At 74.8% G+C, this 16673-nt stretch carries 14 protein-coding genes; 5 read left to right on the top strand and 9 right to left on the bottom strand.

Going from position 1 to position 16673, the window contains the following annotated elements:
* Window positions 1-11 precede the first annotated feature (11 nt).
* Window positions 12-614, top strand: coding sequence for a hypothetical protein (locus AC0OO9_RS12890; RefSeq protein WP_484517409.1), 603 nt, complete (start codon window positions 12-14; stop codon window positions 612-614).
* A 4-nt stretch (window positions 615-618) separates the two neighbouring features.
* Here AC0OO9_RS12890 and AC0OO9_RS12895 read toward each other — a convergent pair whose 3' ends face one another.
* Window positions 619-1176: a hypothetical protein gene (locus AC0OO9_RS12895; RefSeq protein ID WP_484517935.1), complete on the bottom strand. Its 558-nt coding sequence runs from the start codon at window positions 1174-1176 to the stop codon at window positions 619-621.
* A gap of 195 nt (window positions 1177-1371) precedes the next feature.
* Here AC0OO9_RS12895 and AC0OO9_RS12900 point away from each other — a divergent pair, with 195 nt between their 5' ends.
* Window positions 1372-3921, top strand: coding sequence for an FtsK/SpoIIIE domain-containing protein (locus AC0OO9_RS12900; protein WP_484517410.1), 2550 nt, complete (start codon window positions 1372-1374; stop codon window positions 3919-3921).
* Entirely contained in the window at window positions 3918-4682 is a 765-nt protein-coding gene (locus AC0OO9_RS12905; protein ID WP_484517411.1) for a hypothetical protein, read from the top strand. Before AC0OO9_RS12900 ends, AC0OO9_RS12905 begins: the two co-directional genes overlap by 4 nt.
* Before the next feature lie 166 nt (window positions 4683-4848).
* Here AC0OO9_RS12905 and folE read toward each other — a convergent pair whose 3' ends face one another.
* The 4 genes from folE to AC0OO9_RS12925 all read right to left on the bottom strand — a co-directional run bounded on the left by folE (window position 4849) and on the right by AC0OO9_RS12925 (window position 8889).
* The gene (gene folE, locus AC0OO9_RS12910) at window positions 4849-5514 is read right to left on the bottom strand and encodes a GTP cyclohydrolase I FolE (RefSeq protein ID WP_121401600.1); all 666 of its coding nucleotides are present in this window, start codon (window positions 5512-5514) and stop codon (window positions 4849-4851) included.
* Between the two features lie 38 nt (window positions 5515-5552).
* The gene (ftsH, locus tag AC0OO9_RS12915; protein WP_484517412.1) at window positions 5553-7577 is read right to left on the bottom strand and encodes an ATP-dependent zinc metalloprotease FtsH; all 2025 of its coding nucleotides are present in this window, start codon (window positions 7575-7577) and stop codon (window positions 5553-5555) included.
* A 496-nt stretch (window positions 7578-8073) separates the two neighbouring features.
* Window positions 8074-8649, bottom strand: coding sequence for a hypoxanthine phosphoribosyltransferase (hpt, locus tag AC0OO9_RS12920; protein ID WP_366643717.1), 576 nt, complete (start codon window positions 8647-8649; stop codon window positions 8074-8076).
* A 102-nt stretch (window positions 8650-8751) separates the two neighbouring features.
* Window positions 8752-8889, bottom strand: coding sequence for a hypothetical protein (locus AC0OO9_RS12925; protein WP_192581456.1), 138 nt, complete (start codon window positions 8887-8889; stop codon window positions 8752-8754).
* 150 nt (window positions 8890-9039) lie between these two features.
* Here AC0OO9_RS12925 and AC0OO9_RS12930 point away from each other — a divergent pair, with 150 nt between their 5' ends.
* On the top strand, window positions 9040-9996 hold the full coding sequence (locus AC0OO9_RS12930) for a GlxA family transcriptional regulator (RefSeq protein WP_484517413.1): 957 nt from the start codon (window positions 9040-9042) through the stop codon (window positions 9994-9996).
* Between the two features lie 66 nt (window positions 9997-10062).
* Here AC0OO9_RS12930 and AC0OO9_RS12935 read toward each other — a convergent pair whose 3' ends face one another.
* The 4 genes from AC0OO9_RS12935 to dacB form a co-directional block, all read right to left on the bottom strand.
* Window positions 10063-11703, bottom strand: a complete 1641-nt coding sequence (locus AC0OO9_RS12935; protein WP_484517414.1) for a gamma-glutamyltransferase family protein — start codon at window positions 11701-11703, stop codon at window positions 10063-10065.
* Between the two features lie 104 nt (window positions 11704-11807).
* Window positions 11808-12800 (bottom strand): tRNA lysidine(34) synthetase TilS, encoded by a 993-nt coding sequence (gene tilS, locus AC0OO9_RS12940; protein ID WP_484517415.1) that lies wholly within the window; start codon window positions 12798-12800, stop codon window positions 11808-11810.
* A gap of 10 nt (window positions 12801-12810) precedes the next feature.
* Window positions 12811-13881 (bottom strand): zinc-dependent metalloprotease, encoded by a 1071-nt coding sequence (locus AC0OO9_RS12945; RefSeq protein WP_484517416.1) that lies wholly within the window; start codon window positions 13879-13881, stop codon window positions 12811-12813.
* Between the two features lie 180 nt (window positions 13882-14061).
* Window positions 14062-15501 (bottom strand): D-alanyl-D-alanine carboxypeptidase/D-alanyl-D-alanine endopeptidase, encoded by a 1440-nt coding sequence (gene dacB, locus AC0OO9_RS12950; protein WP_484517417.1) that lies wholly within the window; start codon window positions 15499-15501, stop codon window positions 14062-14064.
* A gap of 636 nt (window positions 15502-16137) precedes the next feature.
* On the opposite strand from dacB, the gene AC0OO9_RS12955 reads away from it, so the two are divergent.
* Window positions 16138-16644, top strand: a complete 507-nt coding sequence (locus AC0OO9_RS12955) for an inorganic diphosphatase (protein ID WP_101413075.1) — start codon at window positions 16138-16140, stop codon at window positions 16642-16644.
* The last annotated feature ends 29 nt before the right edge of the window (window positions 16645-16673 follow it).

Here is a 16673-nt window from a genome sequence, read left to right on the forward strand (position 1 = left end):
CGCTCGCCGTCATGAGCGATCCGCTTCCCGACCCGTTCGCCGACCATCCGGACTGGGCGCCCCGACCGCCCCGACCGATCGAGATCGTGCCGGCCACCGGACGCGTCGAGCTCCGCGGGCAGCGCGTGCTGGTCGGCCTGCCCGGACTCGGCTGGCGCGGTGACCTCCGCGCCGACGACCGCGTGGTGCAGGGCAGCCGGACCTACGTGCCGGTCATACCCGAACACGAGTGGTACCGGGCGGAGTCCGACCAGGTGGAGGTCTTCGCCCCGCTGGTCCCGGTCGAGCGGGTGTGGGTGGAGACGGTGGGAGCCCGGCGGCCGGACGCGTCGATGGATCGCGAGACGGGCGTCCGCCTGGTATCGCTGGACGCCCCGCCGCACCGCGCCCCGACCCCGGTCTTCGAGTCGCAGGCCGTCACGGGTCGCCGGGTGGTGCATGTCGTCGACTCCGTCGAGCACCGGGACCTGCGAGCCGTCACCGAGACCTACTCCGGCGCGGACGGCGACATCTGCGTCCGGGTCGCGCCGGAGGTGGAGTGGTACCGCTGGGCCTGGCGGGGCCAGTCACCCACCACGCTGGAGGTTCCTGTGCATCTGCTCTGGGTCGAGTAGCGGGTCAGGGGACCCTAGATCCTGCGCAGACCCGCCAGTCGTCGTCCAATCGGGTGGTGAACTGCCACGCCTGTCGATCACTCTGGGAAATTCCGTCGACGCGGGCGGAAATGACGAGCTCGACCTGAACTTCGGCGCCACTGCCCTGTTGCTGCACCTGCAGACTGCCCCAACTGATCGTGAAGGTAGTCGCGAAACGCTTTTCGCGCGCGACCAGATCGTCGCGTAACGCCTTCAGCTGGCCGGCCTTATCTGCGTTCTCACAGGTGAAGAGGTTGGCGCGGGTATCGTTGCGGTCCACGAGGAAGGCACGTAGGTAGTTGTCCACCACCACGTCGGGCGCGCTGCGGTCGGGGGCCGCAGCCCGGTTGTAGAGCACGAATCCGGCGGCCACTCCGCCGAGGCAGAGTGCCGCGACGACGCTCGCGACCACGGTGACCACGGTGCGCAGCCGCCGCCGTGGCCGCTCCGGCACCGGGGCCGGCGAGGGCGGCGCCAGGTGGTCGGAGGGGGGCCGTTGCGCCGGTACGCGGGAGACCTGGGAACCGGCGGGGGGCTGCACTGATTCCACCCTCTGAGGCTAGCGGCTGGACGCGGTAGACCCAATGCCCCAGATCCAGCGGATCGTGACGGACCACTCCCCATCGGTGAGATCCACGACATCCCCGGCGCAGTGCCGCCGCGCATCCCGGACGAGTCGGCCCGACTGGGTTACGGTCTCTGCGCGGGGAGGGGTTGTCGACCTCGGGCGGAGGGGGTGGACGCGGTGGCCGGTCCGAAGGCACGCACCAACCGCGCCGCCGCACTGCACCGGCGGGCTGCCGCCACTGCCACCGCCGCCGCGAGCGTCCTCGACGACACCCGGCCCGTTCCCGCCGACCAGCGCCGCCAGTACGAACTGGCCGACCGCCTCCGTTCCGCGGCGGCGGTGCTGGCCCCCGGCTGGGCGGGCGCTCCTCTGGAGACGGTCGCACCGACCACACCGGCCGGTGAGGGGCCGCCTCCCTTCGTCCGGGTCGGTACGGCGGCGCCGCTGGACGACGCCCGGTTCCCCGCGCTGGTGCCGTTGCTCGGCACGGGTCACCTCTCGGTAAACGTGGACGCCCGGGATCCCCGGGTGGCGGGGCTGCTGCGGGGCGTACTGCTGCGGCTGTTGGCGGCGACCCCGGCCGGGGCGCTGCTGGTCCGCGCGGTGGACGCCACCGGCTCGGCCCTCGCGCCGTTCGCGCCGCTCGCGGACGCGGGCCTGCTGCCGCCCCCGGCGGTGGACGTGGCCGGGCTACGGGCCGTGCTCACCGAGGCCGAGCAGTGGGTAGCGCCGGGGGCGAGCGGACGACGCCGGCACGACCGGACGCTGCTACTGGTGGTCGCCGCGCTGCCCGAGTCGACCGGTCCCACCGATCTGGCCCGGATCGAGGCCCTGGCCGAGCCGGGCCGGTCCGCGGGGCTGCACCTCGTGGTGGCGGGTTGGCCCCCTGCGGGCGACCGGGAGCCGCTGCCGCGGGCGACGACGTTGGCGGTCCGGACCGCGTACGCGCTGCTGGGTGACCCGCCGGGCGGGTCGTTCGCCGGCCCGGGCGCGGAGCCGCCGGGCGGGCTGAACTCGCCTGTCTTCATCGAGGCGGATCCGCCGGCCGAACTCGTCGACGCGGTCTGTTGTCGGCTGGCCGCGCAGGTGGAGGCGGGTTCCCGGCTGGCGCTGACCGATCTGCTGCCGGCGGCCGGCGAGGAGCTGTGGACGGCGAGCGGGGTGGGCGGGCTGACCACGACCGTCGGGGACGCCGGTGGCCGTCCCGTGTCGCTCGGCTTCACGGAGCTGACGCCGCACTGGCTGGTCAGCGGCCGCTCGGGGACGGGTCGCTCCACGTTCCTCACCACCGCGCTGCTCGGCCTGAGCGCCAGGTACGGCCCCGACGAGCTGGCTCTCTACCTGGCGGATCTCGCCGACGCCGAGTCCTTCGTGGAGTTCCTCCAGACCGAGCGGGACCGGTCGTGGATCCCGCAGGTGCGGGCCGCCGCGATGGCTGCCGACCGGGAGTACGTGCTGAGCCTGCTGGACGAGCTCGTGGCGGAGGTGCGCCGGCGCGAGGAGGCGGGTGCCCGGGCTGGCGGGCAGCGCTTCGCCGAGCTGCGACAGCACCGGGCCATGCCCCGCATCGTGTGTGTGCTCGACAACCTCCCGTTGCTCTTCGCCGAGCGGGACCGGCTGGCCGCCGACGCCGCCGTCCGGCTGGACGCGCTGGCCCGCACCGGGCGCGCGTACGGGGTGCACCTGGTGCTGGCCGGCGAGGGCGACCTGGGGTTGGGCTCGCGTACGGACCGGGACTCGGTGCTGGGGCAGTTCCCGGTGCGGGTGGCGCTGCCCGGTGGGGGTGCCGTGCTGGAGCCGACGAACGACTCGGCCGCCGGGCTGCCGGTGGGCAGCGCGGTGGTGAACACCGCCGGCGGGCTCGGCGGGCCCCGGGGCGCGATCCGGGGGCACGAGCGGATGGTCCGGTTCCCGGATCCGCAGGACCACCCCGACACGGTGGAGGCGCTGCGGCACCGGCTCTGGTCGGCCCGCCCGGAGGGGGCCACCCCGCCGGTGGTCTTCGCCGGCTACGCCCGCCCACTGCTGCGCAACGATCCCCGGCACCGGGCCGCGCTCGCCGGGCAGGCGCCCGGTCCCGCCGCCCTGCTGGGCCGGGCGGTGGACGTGCCCCGGAGCACCGTCGCGGTGTCGCTCGGGCCGGCCCCGGGGCGGAACCTGGCCGTGCTCGGTCCCGGTCCGGAGGCGGCCCGGCTGCTGGTCACCGCGGCGCGCAGCGTGGCGGTGCACCACGCGCCGGGGGCCGCCCGCTTCGTGCTCGCCGCGCCGGACGAGGAGTGCCGGCCGGTGGCCGAGGCGTTGGCGACCGAGCTGGCCGGGCGGCACCCGGTGGACATGGCGGACCTGGCCGGCCTGCTCGCCGCCGTGGACGACGCCGTGCCGGCCTACCTGGTGGTCTTCGGGCTGGACGTGCCGACCCCGGAGCAGCTGCCCCCGGAGCGGCTGCGCGCGCTGCTGCGGGAGGGGCCGCCCGCCGGCCGGCACCTGCTGGGCCGCTGGCGGACGGTGCCGTCGTTCGCGGCGCTGCTCGAACCCGAGGGCGAGGTGGACAAGCTCGCCGCCGTGGCCGTGGTGGACCTGCCGGGTGCACAGCTGACGTCGGTCTTCGGGCGGCAGGTGCAGTGGCGGCCCCGCCCCGGCCGGGCGGTGCTCTGGGACGGTCCCGGCGAGCAGGGCACCGTGCTGGTGCCGTTCGGCGAGGAGGGGGAGCCCGGATGACCCCTGGCGGGGCACGGACCACGACGGGGCACGCCGCGCCGGGGCGGCAGCGTACCGGCGCCGACCCGACGCCGGAGAGCGCCGACACTGCCGGGCAGGCGGAGAGCGTCGGGGGCGTCGACCCGGTGCGGGCCGCGTGGACCGAGTACCTCGCCGCCGCCCGTCAGCTCGACGGGGTACGCCGCGACGCGGCCACCGCCGCCGGCGAGCAGGCCCGGTCGGTGCAGGCAGCCCGCGAGGAGCTGACCGCCGTACGCACCCGGCTGGCGTCGCAGGAGGCCCGGCTGCACGAGCGGGGCGTACCGCCGATCTCGCTGATGCCGACGCCGCCGGAGCTGACCGAGGCGACCCGGGCCATGGCGGGCGGGCCGGCGGCGGTGCTGGCCGCTCTGCGCACCGCCCGGGGCCGGGCGGACGCCGCGGACGCGACGCTCGCCGCGCGTGGGTTGCCCCGCCTGGCCGCCTGGCCGCCGCACCTGCGGAACCTGCTGGTGTACGGGCCGCTGGCGCTGCTGGTGCCGGCGGTCCAGCTGGTGTTGTTCGTGGCGACCGGCACCGGGGCGGCGAGCGTGGCCGCGCTGGTCTGTGGGCTGCCGATGCCGGCGGTGGCGTTCGTGGCGGGCTGGATCGGCGTCGGGCGACTCTTTCCGCCGCCGCCGGGCGGCCGGGTGGAACGCACGGCCCGGCTCGGCGCCCTGGTGTGCCTGGTCCCGGCGGTGCTGGTCAGCGCGGGCCTGTTGCTCGCGATGCTGGCCGGCTGAGCGGCGCCCGCACCTCCCGGGCCCGCCTCACAGGCCCGCGCCTCCCGGGCCCACGCCTCCCACACCCGCGTCTACCCAGGTTCCCGCCTGCCAGGCCCACGTCGGCGGGTTGACGCGCGACGGCCGGCCGACCCGGGTGTGGGTTCGGCCGGCCGGTCTGTCGCGGTCAGCGGGGGATGATCAGCGCCATCGCCTCGGCGCGCGACTTGGCGTCGCGCTGGAGGGTGCCCCGTACGGCCGAGGTGATGGTCTTGGCACCCGACTTCTGGATGCCGCGCATCGCCATGCACATGTGCTCGCATTCGAGCACCACCACCACGCCGCGCGGCGCGAGCCGCTCCATGAGCAGGTCGGCGATCTGCGAGGTGAGCCGCTCCTGGACCTGCGGCCGGCGGGCGAAGACCTCGACCAGCCGGGCCAGCTTCGACAGGCCGGTGATCCGACCGTCCGGCCCCGGGATGTAACCGATGTGGGCGCTGCCCCGGAACGGCAGCAGGTGATGCTCGCACAGGCTCATCACGTCGATGTCCCGGACGAGCACCAGCTCCTCGTGGTTGGCCTCGAAGGTGGTGCTGAGCACCTGGGCCGGGTCGACCCGGAGGCCGGCGAAGAGTTCGGCGTACGCCCGGGCGACCCGGGCCGGCGTCTGCTGGAGCCCGTCGCGGTCCGGGTCCTCCCCGACGGCGATGAGGATCTCGCGGACCGCCTTCTCGATCCGCCCGAGGTCCATGGTCTCCTCGACGGGCCGACCGGTGAGCTTGCCGCTGATCAGGCGCGCGGCCACGTAGTCGAGGGTGTCGTCGCCGTCCGGCTCGGTCGCGGAGACGGCCAGTTCCCGGTGCTCCCGGGAACTGGCCGTCGGGTCCGTGCTCAGTGCGTACCGTCCGAGTTGTTGGAGTTGTTCGAGGTGCCGCCGCCCACCGTCGCCTGGGCGCCGTCGGCCTGGGCCTGCACCTTGAGCGCGTCCTTCTCCGCCGGCGTGAGCACGGGCGGCTCGGTGGAGGGCTGGCGCTTGCCGAAGCCGTTGTACGGCGCCATCGGCGGCCGCTTGGCCACCCGGGCGCAGATCCGGGCCATGTCGGCGGTGGAGAGGGTCTCCTTCTCCATCAGCTCCAGCACGATGTTGTCCAGGACGTCCCGGTATTCCACCAGGATCTCCCAGGCCTCGTCGTGGGCCAGCTCGATCAGCGCCCGCATCTCGCCGTCGATCTCGGCGGCGACGGCGTCGGAGTAGTCCCGCTCGTGGCCCATGTTGCGGCCGAGGAACGGCTCGTCGCCGCTGGTGCCGTACTTGATCGCGCCGAGCTTGGAGCTCATGCCGTACTGCGTGATCATCGCGCGGGCCAGCTGGGTGGCCTTCTCGATGTCGTTGCCGGCGCCGGTGGTCGGCTCGTGGAAGACCAGTTCCTCGGCGGCCCGGCCACCCAGCGCGTACGCCAGGGTGTCGACCATCTCGGCGCGGGTCTGGGTGTACTTGTCCTCGGTGGGCAGGACCAGCGTGTGGCCCAGCGACCGACCGCGGGACAGGATCGTCACCTTGTGCACCGGCGCGGCGTGCGGCAGCGCCCAGGCGACCAGCGCGTGCCCACCCTCGTGGTACGCGGTGATCTTCTTCTCCTGGTCGCTCATCACCCGGGTCCGGCGCTGCGGACCGGCGATCACCCGGTCGATCGACTCCTCCAGGGAGTCGTTGGTGATCGCCCGCTGGTCCTTGCGGGCGGTGAGCAGCGCGGACTCGTTGATCACGTTGGCCAGGTCGGCACCGCTGAAGCCCGGGGTGCGCCGGGCCACCGCGTCGAGGTCGACGTCGGGGGTGAACGGCTTGCCCTTGGCGTGCACCCGCAGGATCGCCTTGCGGCCCTCCATGTCGGGGGCGTCCACCGGGATCTGCCGGTCGAAGCGGCCCGGGCGCAGCAGCGCCGGGTCGAGGATGTCCGGCCGGTTGGTGGCGGCGATCAGGATGACCCCGCCCTTGGTGTCGAAGCCGTCCATCTCGACGAGCAGCTGGTTGAGGGTCTGCTCGCGCTCGTCGTGACCGCCGCCCATGCCGGCGCCGCGGTGGCGGCCGACGGCGTCGATCTCGTCGACGAAGACGATGGCCGGGGCGTTCGCCTTGGCCTGCTCGAAGAGGTCGCGGACCCTGCTGGCGCCGACACCGACGAACATCTCCACGAAGTCCGAGCCGGAGATCGAGTAGAAGGGCACCCCGGCCTCGCCGGCGACGGCGCGGGCCAGCAGCGTCTTACCGGTGCCGGGCGGGCCGAAGAGCAGGACGCCCTTCGGGATCTTGGCGCCCAGGGCCTGGTACTTCGCCGGGTTCTGCAGGAAGTCCTTGATCTCGTGCAGCTCCTCGACGGCCTCCTCGGCGCCGGCCACGTCCGCGAACGTGGTCTTCGGCGTGTCCTTGGTGATCATCTTCGCCTTGGACTTGCCGAAGTTGAGCACCCGGGAGCCGCCGCCCTGCATCTGCGACATGAAGAAGAGCAGCAGGAGCACCAGCAGGGCGATCGGGAGCAGGTTGACCAGCAGGCTCACCCAGATGCTGTCGGACGACACCTCGACGTTGGCCGGGCCGGTGACCCGGTTGTTCGCCTTGGCCTCGAGGACCTCGTTCCAGACCTCGTCGCCGACCTCGTAGGGGAACTGCGCCTCGATCCGGTCGGTGTCGGTGTCACCGAACTTGGCCTTGTCCTTCAGGTCGAGCCGGAGCGTCTGCTCCTTGTCCTGGAAGACGACCTTGTCGATGCCGCCCTTGTTGAGCTGGTCGAGCGCAATGGAAGTGTCCACCCGGTGGTAGCTGGGACCAGCGGTGAACAGTTGACTGAGCACAACGGCGCCGAGGATGACCAGGATGATCCAGACCACCGGTCGGCGGAAGAAACGCGTACGTTCCATACTGTTGTCGAGCGCCGAGGCGCCCGCATCCTCCTGATCGACGTCCTGACCGTCTGATGGTGTCGCCGCCCTGTGGCGGCGGCCGTGGCCGCCGTGCGGGCCGGCCCGACCCCGAGGCACGAAAACTGCCGCGCCGCGGTCATTCGACGGTACACCGTGCACGCGAGGAGTGAGCTTGCGAGCCCCGCAGTCGCGCACAAAGGGAACAGCTGTGCACACACCGAGCGAGCTTGCGAACCCCGCGATCGCGCACGATCCGATCATCGTGCGCGCGTGGAGCGCGCTTGCGAGCCCAACAATTACGCGTAGGGCGAACCGGGTCCAGCCGGCGTGACGGGAGCTCCGCGCCCGGCCTCCCGTCCGCCCGGTCCCGCGGTTCGAGGGGTCGGGCGTGGAGGGTGCCTCCACGCCACCGGCCTCTACCGTAGTCCGAATCGCTGAGAGCCCGCTGAACGTCCGCTCGACCGGTGCCGATGCGACCGGACCCGGCGAGAGCTCAGCTCCGGGCGTACACCTCGGGCTTGAGCACCCCGACGTAGGGCAGCTCGCGGTAGCGCTCGCCGAAGTCGAGGCCGTAGCCGACGACGAACTCGGTCGGGATGTCGAAGCCGACGTACTTCACCGGCACCGGCACCTTGACCGCGTCCGGCTTACGGAACAGCGCGACCACCTCGACGCTCGCGGCCGAGCGGGACTCCAGGTAGCGCAGCAGCCAGGACAGGGTCAGGCCGGAGTCGACGATGTCCTCGACCACGACCACGTGCCGGCCGGCGATGTCCCGGTCCAGGTCCTTGAGGATGCGGACCACGCCGGAGGAGGTGGTGCCCTGGCCGTAGGAGGAGATGGCCATGAAGTCCAGCTCGGCGGGCGGCCCGCTGCGGCCCAGCGCCCGGGCGAAGTCGGCCATGAACATCACCGCGCCCTTGAGGACGCAGACCAGCAGGAGCCCGTCATCGACGTCGGCGTAGTCCGCCGAGACCTGCTTGGCGAGCTCCGCGGTCTTCTCGCGGATCTGCGCCTCGGAGATGATCACGTGGTCGATGTCGGCGTCGTACCAGGAGCCGTCAGCCATGGCTCCTAGCCTGCCGTACGCCGGATGGCCTCCGTCGGCGGGGCCGCCCCTTCTGGGCGCGGTCCCACCCCGGATGAATCCTGACGAAGGCCTCGAACCACCTCAGCAGGCACGCGACCGCCAGCGGCGACCGTCGTCGGAGGGCTTCCAGTCGGCCGAGTCCCGGCTGTCGGCGGTGAGGCCGGCGGCCGAGGCCAGGGCGAGGAGGACGAAGAAGAAGAGGAAGAGCAGGATCTCCATGGCGGCGCTCGCTTTCGCATGGTTGCTGTCGTTTTCGCCGCCGGTGCGCACCGGACTGGAACCAGTCTCCGCCGGCCACCACCACCCGGACAGTGGCAGGAATGCCACGCCCCCTCGATTTCCTGCCAACCGGGCGGTTACCCTCGTCACATGCTCAGATCGGTCGCCGTCCTCGTCCTGGACCAGGTCGCCACGTTCGAGCTCGGGGTCCTCGCCGAGGTCTTCGGGACCGACCGCACCGCCGACGGGTTCCCCGACCACCGCTTCCACGTGTGCAGCCCCGACGGGGCCCCGGTGCGCACCTCGTCGGGCTTCCACCTGACCCCGCACGCGGACCTCGGCCCGATGGAGGAGGCCGACCTGGTCGCCGTCCCGGCCCACCACGGCACCGTCGTGCCCGGCACGGTGCTCGCCGCGCTGCGCCGCGCCGCCGACCGGGGGGCGTACGTCTTCAGTGTCTGCTCCGGCGCGTTCGTGCTGGGCGCGGCCGGCCTGCTCGACGGCCGGGAGTGCACCACCCACTGGCGGTACGTCGACGAGCTGCAACGCCGCCACCCGACCGCCAGGGTCCGCTGCAACTCGCTCTACGTGCAGGACGGCCGGCTGCTCACCAGCGCCGGAACGGCCGCCGGCATCGACGCCTGCCTGCACCTGATCCGCCAGGAGCACGGCTCGGCGACGGCCACCCGGCTGGCCCGCCGGATGGTGGTGCCCCCGCACCGCGACGGCGGGCAGGCGCAGTACATCGAGGCGCCCATCCCCGAGACCCCCGAGGCGCCGACGCTGGAGCCGGTGCTGGAGTGGCTGATGGGGCACCTCGACCGCCCGGTCACCGTCGACGAGCTGGCCGCGCGGGCGGAGATGTCGCCGCGCACGTTCGCCCGGCGGTTCCGCGCCGAGACCGGCACCACGCCGCACGACTGGCTGACCAACCAGCGGGTGCTGCTGGCCCGGCGGCTGCTGGAGGAGACCGGGCTCAGCGTCGAGGCCGTCGCCGACCGCGCCGGCTTCGGCGACTCGGCGGCGCTGCGGCACCACTTCGCCCGCCGGGTCGGCGCCACCCCGCACACCTACCGGACCACGTTCCGCGAACGCGTGGAGGCCTGAGCCCCGCGACGTCGGACCGCGGCACCGGGACCGGGACCGGGACCGACGGCACGCCCGGGGCTCCGGTCACCAGCCGAGCATCCCCCCGCCCACGCGGGGCTCCGAGCCGACCGCGTAGCCGCCGTCGGGCAGTCGCCAGATCGCCTGCCCGTGGCCGAAGACCCCCGGCTCCTCCGCGACGGTGATCTCGTGCCCCCGGGCCCGCAGCTCGTCGACCGCCGCCCGCCCCTCGGCGGTGGCGACCAGCTCCGACTCGACCAGCACCGACCGGCCGGCGTGCCAGTACCAGCGTGGTGCGTCCAGCGCCGCCTGCGGATCGAGCCCGCCGTCCAGGGTCGCCGAGACCAGCTGCACGTGCCCCTGCGGCTGCATGTGCCCGCCCATCACCCCGAACGGGCCCACCGGCCGCCCGTCCCGGGTCAGGAAGCCGGGAATGATCGTGTGGTAGGGCCGCTTCGCCGGCCCCACCGCGTTGGGGTGGGCGGGATCGAGGCGGAACCCGAGCCCCCGGTTCTGCAGGGCGAAGCCGTGCCCGGGCAGCACCACGCGGGAGCCGAACGCCAGGTAGGTCGACTGGATCAGGCTGACCATCATGCCGCCGGCGTCGGCGGTGCAGAGATAGACCGTGCCGCCGCGCTCCGGATCGCCGGCCGTCGGCTCCCCGGCCCGCTCGGTGATCAGCGCGCGGCGGGCCGCCGCGTACGCCGGCGAGAGCAGCGCCTCCGTCGGCACCGGCACCCGCTCCGGGTCGGCGACGTGGGCGTGCGCGTCGGCGAAGCCGAGCTTCATCGCCTCGATCTGCCGGTGCAGCCGCTCGGCGAGCGGCAGCCCGGCGAGGTCGGCGCCGTCGAGGATGTGCAGCGCCAGCAGCGCCGCCAGGCCCTGCCCGTTGGGCGGCAGCTCCCAGACCTCGTGGCCCCGGTAGTGGGCGGACACGGGGGTCACCCACGTCGAGGCGTGCCGGGCCAGGTCGTCGCCGGTGAGCAGGCCGCCGGTGCGGGCCGCGTGCGCGGCCAGCGCCTCCGCGATCCCGCCCCGGTAGAAGTCCTCCGCCCCGGTGTCGGCGATCAGCCGCAGGGTCCGCGCGGCGTCCGGGTTGCGCCAGCGCTCCCCGGCCCGGGGCGCCCGGCCCTCGGGCACGAACACGCGGTCGAACTCGACGAACTCCGCGCCGGTCGGGCCGGGCGCGGCCAGCGCGCGCGACCAGATCCTCGACACGCCGGGGGAGACCGGGTGGCCGTGCTCGGCGTAGCCGATCGCGTCGGCGAAGAGATCCGCGAAGGGCAGCGAACCGAACCGGTCGTGCAGGTCGCGCCAGCCGGCCGGGGCGCCGGGGACGGTCACCGGCAGCCAGCCCCGGGCGGGCATCGCCGGCCCGACCCGTTGCGCACCGCCCAGGGCGTCGACCGGGGCCGCGCCACGCCCCCCGGTCGCGGCGAGCACCAGCTCGCGGGTCAGGGCCGCCGGGGACCGGCCGGAGGCGTTGAGGCCGTGCAGCCGCTCGCCGTCCCAGACGATCGCGAACAGGTCACCGCCGATGTCGTTGGACGGGGGCTGCACCACGGTCAGGGTGATCGCGGTGGCGAGGGCCGCGTCGACGGCGTTACCGCCGCGTCGCAGCACGGCCAGGCCGGCCGCCGCGGCCAGCGGCTGGCTCGTCGCCACCGCGCCGTGCGGCGCGAAGAGCGGCTGTCGGGGGTACGCCATGCGCCATGTCTACCGCCTCCCGGCGGATCCCGCGGCCCCGGAACCGGGCCCCGGGCCGACGGACCGGCGACGGGTCCACGGGGGTCACCGTCCGGCGGAGCGGATCAGCGGGGGCCGATGGCGGCGAGCCTGCCGTCGCGGCGCAGCACCCGCAGCCCGCCCGGCAGGTGCGCCGCCCCCTGCCCCCGCCAGCCGGTGACCAGGGTGTCCAGCGCGGTCACGTGCCGGTGCGACAGGGCGGCGGGCGGGGCGCCCAGCTCCCGCGCCCAGGCGTGCAGCACCCGGCCGCGTACCGCCGGCGGGAGCTCGGCCAGCGCCCGCACCGCGAGCCCGCCGTCGGGATGGCGGACGTCGGCCAGCGCGCCGTGGGCCAACTCGTCGAGGACCGCGTTGTCCGCCGCCACCAGCCGGGCGGTCCGGGCCAGGTTGTCCAGCACCCCCGGCCCGAGCGCGCGGACCAGGGCGGGCAGCAGGTCGGCCCGGACCCTGGCCCGGGCGTAGGACGGGTCGGCGTTGTGCGGGTCCTCCCAGGGGTTCAGCCCGAGCACCGCGCACGCCGTGCGGGTCTGCTCCCGGCCGACCTCCAGCAGCGGGCGCAGCAGCGGCACCCCGTCGAGGTCCCGCCGGGCGGGCATCCCGGCCAGCCCGCGCGGGCCGGCACCCCGGGCGAGCGCGAGCAGCACGGTCTCCGCCTGGTCGTCGCGGGTGTGCCCGGTGAGCAGGGCCGTCGCCCCGAGCCGGCCGGCCACCTCGGCGAGCGCCAGGTAGCGCGCCTCCCGGGCGGCCGCCTCGGGCCCGCCCGGTCGCCCGGCCACCTCCACCCGCACCGACTCGACCGGGGCCAGACCGACCTCGCGGGCCCAGGTCACCACCGCCGCGGCCCGTTGCGCCGAGCCCTCCTGGAGGCCGTGGTCGACCGTCACCAGGCCGGCGGCGCGACCCAGCCGGGGCGCCACGAACGCGGTGGCGGCGGCCAGCGCGAGCGAGTCCGCGCCGCCCGAGCAGGCGACCAGCACCGGCCCCCCGGGCGGCAGGTCGGCCAGCGCCCGGCGGACCGCGACCCGGATCGCGGCCACCGGCGGGGCGAGCGCGGCCACGGGCGTACGGTCAGCCGGCGGTCGGGGCCGGGCCGACCGGCCCGTGCACCCGCGCCACCCAGGCGTCCGGGTCGCCGAGTTCCTCCAGCCGGGGCAGGGTGAGCGGCGAGTCGAAGATCTTGTTGAAGCCCGCCATACCGACCCGGTCCACGACGCCGTGCACGAACTTGCGGCCCTCGGCGTACTGGCGCATCTTGACCTCGATGCCGAGCAGCCGGCGGATGGCCTTCTCCAGCGGGTTGCCGGCCTCCCGGCGCCGGTTGAACGCCGCCCGGATCCGATCCACGCTCGGGACGACCTGCGGGCCGACGCCGTCCATGACGAACTCGGCGTGCCCCTCCAGCAGGGTCATCAGCGCGGTGAGCCGGTCCAGCACGGCCCGCTGCCCCGGGGTCTGGACGATGTCCAGCACGCTCGTGCGGCTCTCCGGGTCCTTCACCGCGTCCGAGAGCGTGGCGACGCCCCGGCGCAGCCGCTCCAGCAGGTGCTCGCCGCCGCTGGACGACGCGTCCACGAAGGCCTGCACCTCACTGAGGAAGTACGCCCGCATCCACGGCACGGCGGTGAACTGGGTGCGGTGGGTCACCTCGTGCAGGCAGACCCAGAGCCGGAAGTCGCGCGGGTCGGCCCCGAGCTTGCGCTCCACCTCGACGATGTTCGGCGCGACCAGCAGCAACTGCCCCGGGTCGGCGGAGAAGACCTCGTACTGGCCGAGGACCCGGCCCGAGAGGTAGGCCAGCACGGTGCCGGCCTGCACGCCGGTGACCCGGGAGCCGATCGCCTCCGTCAGCGCGCCCGGCTGCTTGTCCTTGGTGAGCCGGCCGACCAGAGGGGTGATCACCTCGCGCAGCCCGGCGATGTTCGTCGCCGCCCAGTCCCGCCGGTCCACCACCCGCACCGGCGGGTGCGACACCTGCGAGCGGAGGCCCGTGTAGTCCGCGACGTGCCCCGCCGCCTCGTCGGTCAACCGCCGCAGGTCACTGACCACGTCGGTGGCCTCGGTGTACGAAACCCGGGGGCCCGACTTGCTCAGCGCCCCCGCGGTCGCGGCGGCCAGATCCCAGTCCACGAACTGCGCCATGCACCCCACCGTACCCGCGCCGCGACACCCCGGCCCGGGCTCGCGCCCGGCGATCGACGCCCGTCCCGCCAGGCGCGGTCCCGTCCGGGCCCGGCACCGCGTGACGCCGGTCCTGCCCAGGCCGGTACGCGTCGCCCGTCCCTCAGGCCGGCGCGCGCCGCCCGTCCCGCCAGGCGACGGTCAGCGGCAGCCGCAGCCGGCCAGGGCGGCGCCGATCTGGTCCAGCGCCCCCCGGGCGGCCGTCAGCCCGTCGGGCGGCACCGCGTCGGTGAGCACGGCGAAGGTGAGCAGCCGCCCGTCGGCAGTGCTGACCAGGCCGGCGACGGCGTGCACCTTGGTCAACGTCCCGGTCTTGGCCCGGACCACCCCGGCCCCGGCCTTCGTCGCCGCCGTCTCGTAGCGGTCGGCGAGGGTGCCGGACCAGTCGGCGACGGGCAGGCCGCCGAAGATCGCGGCCAGTTCGGGGCGGCTGCCGTCGCCGGCGAGCGCGATCAGGTCGGTGAGCAGCGAGGGGCTGATCCGGTTGCTGCGCGACAGGCCACTGCCGTCGGCGAGGGTGAGTTCGTCGGCCGGCAGGCCGAGCTCCCCCGCGACGGCGTCCATCGCCGCACCGGCGCCGGCGAACGAGGCGGGCTGGTTGCGGGCCAACGCGACCTGCCGGGCCAGCGCCTCGGCGACGATGTTGTCGCTGTCGCTGATCATGATGTCGACCAACCGGACCATCGGCAGCGACTCCACCCTGCCCAGCTCCGCGCCGGGCCCGGGGGCGGCTGCGGGGGTGCTGCCCGCGTCGGCAGCGGGGGCGGAGCCGGCGGGGGCCGTGCCCCGGGCGACCGCGCCGGCCGGCACGCCGAGCAGCCTGGCGAAGGCCCTGCCGGCCGCGAGGTCGGGCTGGGACACCCGCTCGGCCCAGTGGTTGCCGGTCGCCTCGTCCTTCTTCGCGCGGGTCACGTCGCTGCGGGCCCCGTCGGTCATCAGCGCCGTGATCGCCCCGCCGTAGCCGCCGGTGGGGATGTCGTCGTCCCAGCCCGGCTCGAAGAGCGGACCGGAGTAGAGCGACGAGTCGACCGTCACCTTCGTCGGCTTCGTGCCGCCGAGGGCGTCGCGCACCTGACCGGCGAGGTCGTCCAGCCGGGCCGCGCCCGGGTAGAAACCGTTCTTGTCGACCGCCAGCGTGGGGTCCCCGCCGCCGACGATCACCACCTCGCCCGGGGTCGCGCCGGCCACCGCCCGGGTCGGGATGCGGTACGCCGGACCACGCGCGGCGAGCACCGTGACGCCGGTGACCAGCTTGGTCACCGAGGCGGGCACCGTGCCGTCGTCCTCGCCCCGGCCGAAGAGCGGCTGGCCGGTGGTCACGTCGGCCACCGAGACGTGGACCCGGTCGCCGAGGGCGGGCACGCCGACGAGCGGGGCGAGCGCGGCGCGTACGCCCTCGGGTGTGGGCATCGGGGCGTTCGCGTCCGCGCCGGCCAGCACCGCCACGGGCGCCGGTTCCGCCGCCGTCTCGGCGGCCCCCCGGTCGGCGGGCTCGGTGCCCAGCCAGTCCGCCACCGGTCCCGGACGGACCACGGCGATCCCGACGGCGGCCAGCACCAGCACGAGCACCGCGGCCAGCACGACGGGCAGGGTCCGGCGGCGGCGGGGGCCCGGCACGGGCGACGCGGCGGGGTCGCCCGGGCCGCCGGTGCCGGATGGACCGCCGGGGCCGGATGGGCCGCCGGCGGGTCGGTTCGCGGCGGCGGCCCAGAGGTCGGTCGAGCCCGACGAGGGATCCGGGCCGGTCGGGCCCGTCGGGCCCGTTGCGCCGGACTGGCCGCCCGGATTGGTCGGGGCGCCCGGACCGGACGGACCGCCGGGACCGGCTGGGGCGCCGGGAGCCGTTGGACCGTCAGGACCGGTCGCGGCGTCGGCGCCGGCCGGGGCGTCGTTGCCCGGGGGCGGGACCGGCGTCAGGGCAGGAGCGCCCGGCGACGCGGGCGGGTGGGGAAGGTAGGCGTCGGGCACCGGGAACCGCCCGGTCGCCTCGCCGGAAGCAGATCCCCCGGTACCCCGTCCAGCGTCGGCATCCGGACGGTAGTGTGAATCTTCCCTCCCCACGGCCCCCTCCTCGCCCCGTGAAAATCTGCTTGGGTGACACTACTTCGGTCCGAACACTATGCGGCGGCCGGAGCCCGCGGGTGGGCATTCACCCGTGCGGGAGCGGCGTGCCGCTGGTTTCCGTTGGCCAGCGTGGGCAAACGAGGGAGCGTGCAGATGGATTTCGACGTGACGGTTGAGATCCCCAAGGGTCACCGCAACAAGTACGAGGTCGACCACGCGACCGGCCGGATCCGGCTGGACCGTACCCTCTTCACCTCCACGCAGTACCCGGCCGACTACGGCTTCATCGAGGGGACACTGGGCGAGGACGGCGACCCGCTGGACGCGCTCGTGCTGGTCCCCGAGCCCACCTTCCCGGGCTGCCTGATCCGGTGCCGCACCATCGGCATGTTCCGGATGACGGACGAGAAGGGCGGCGACGACAAGGTCCTCTGCGTGCCCTACGAGGACCCGCGCCAGGAGCACCTGCGCGACATCCACCACCTCGGCGAGTTCGACCGGCTGGAGATCCAGCACTTCTTCGAGGTCTACAAGGACCTGGAGCCCGGCAAGTCGGTCGAGGGCGCCACGTGGGTGGGGCGGATCGAGGCCGAGGCGGAGATCGTGGCGTCGTACCGGCGCGCCAAGGAGGCCGAGGCGCGCGGCGAGTCCACGCACTGACCCGGCACAGACCACCGACGGGCCCGGGG

This window comes from Micromonospora sp. USAFONa4, from assembly GCF_057197825.1.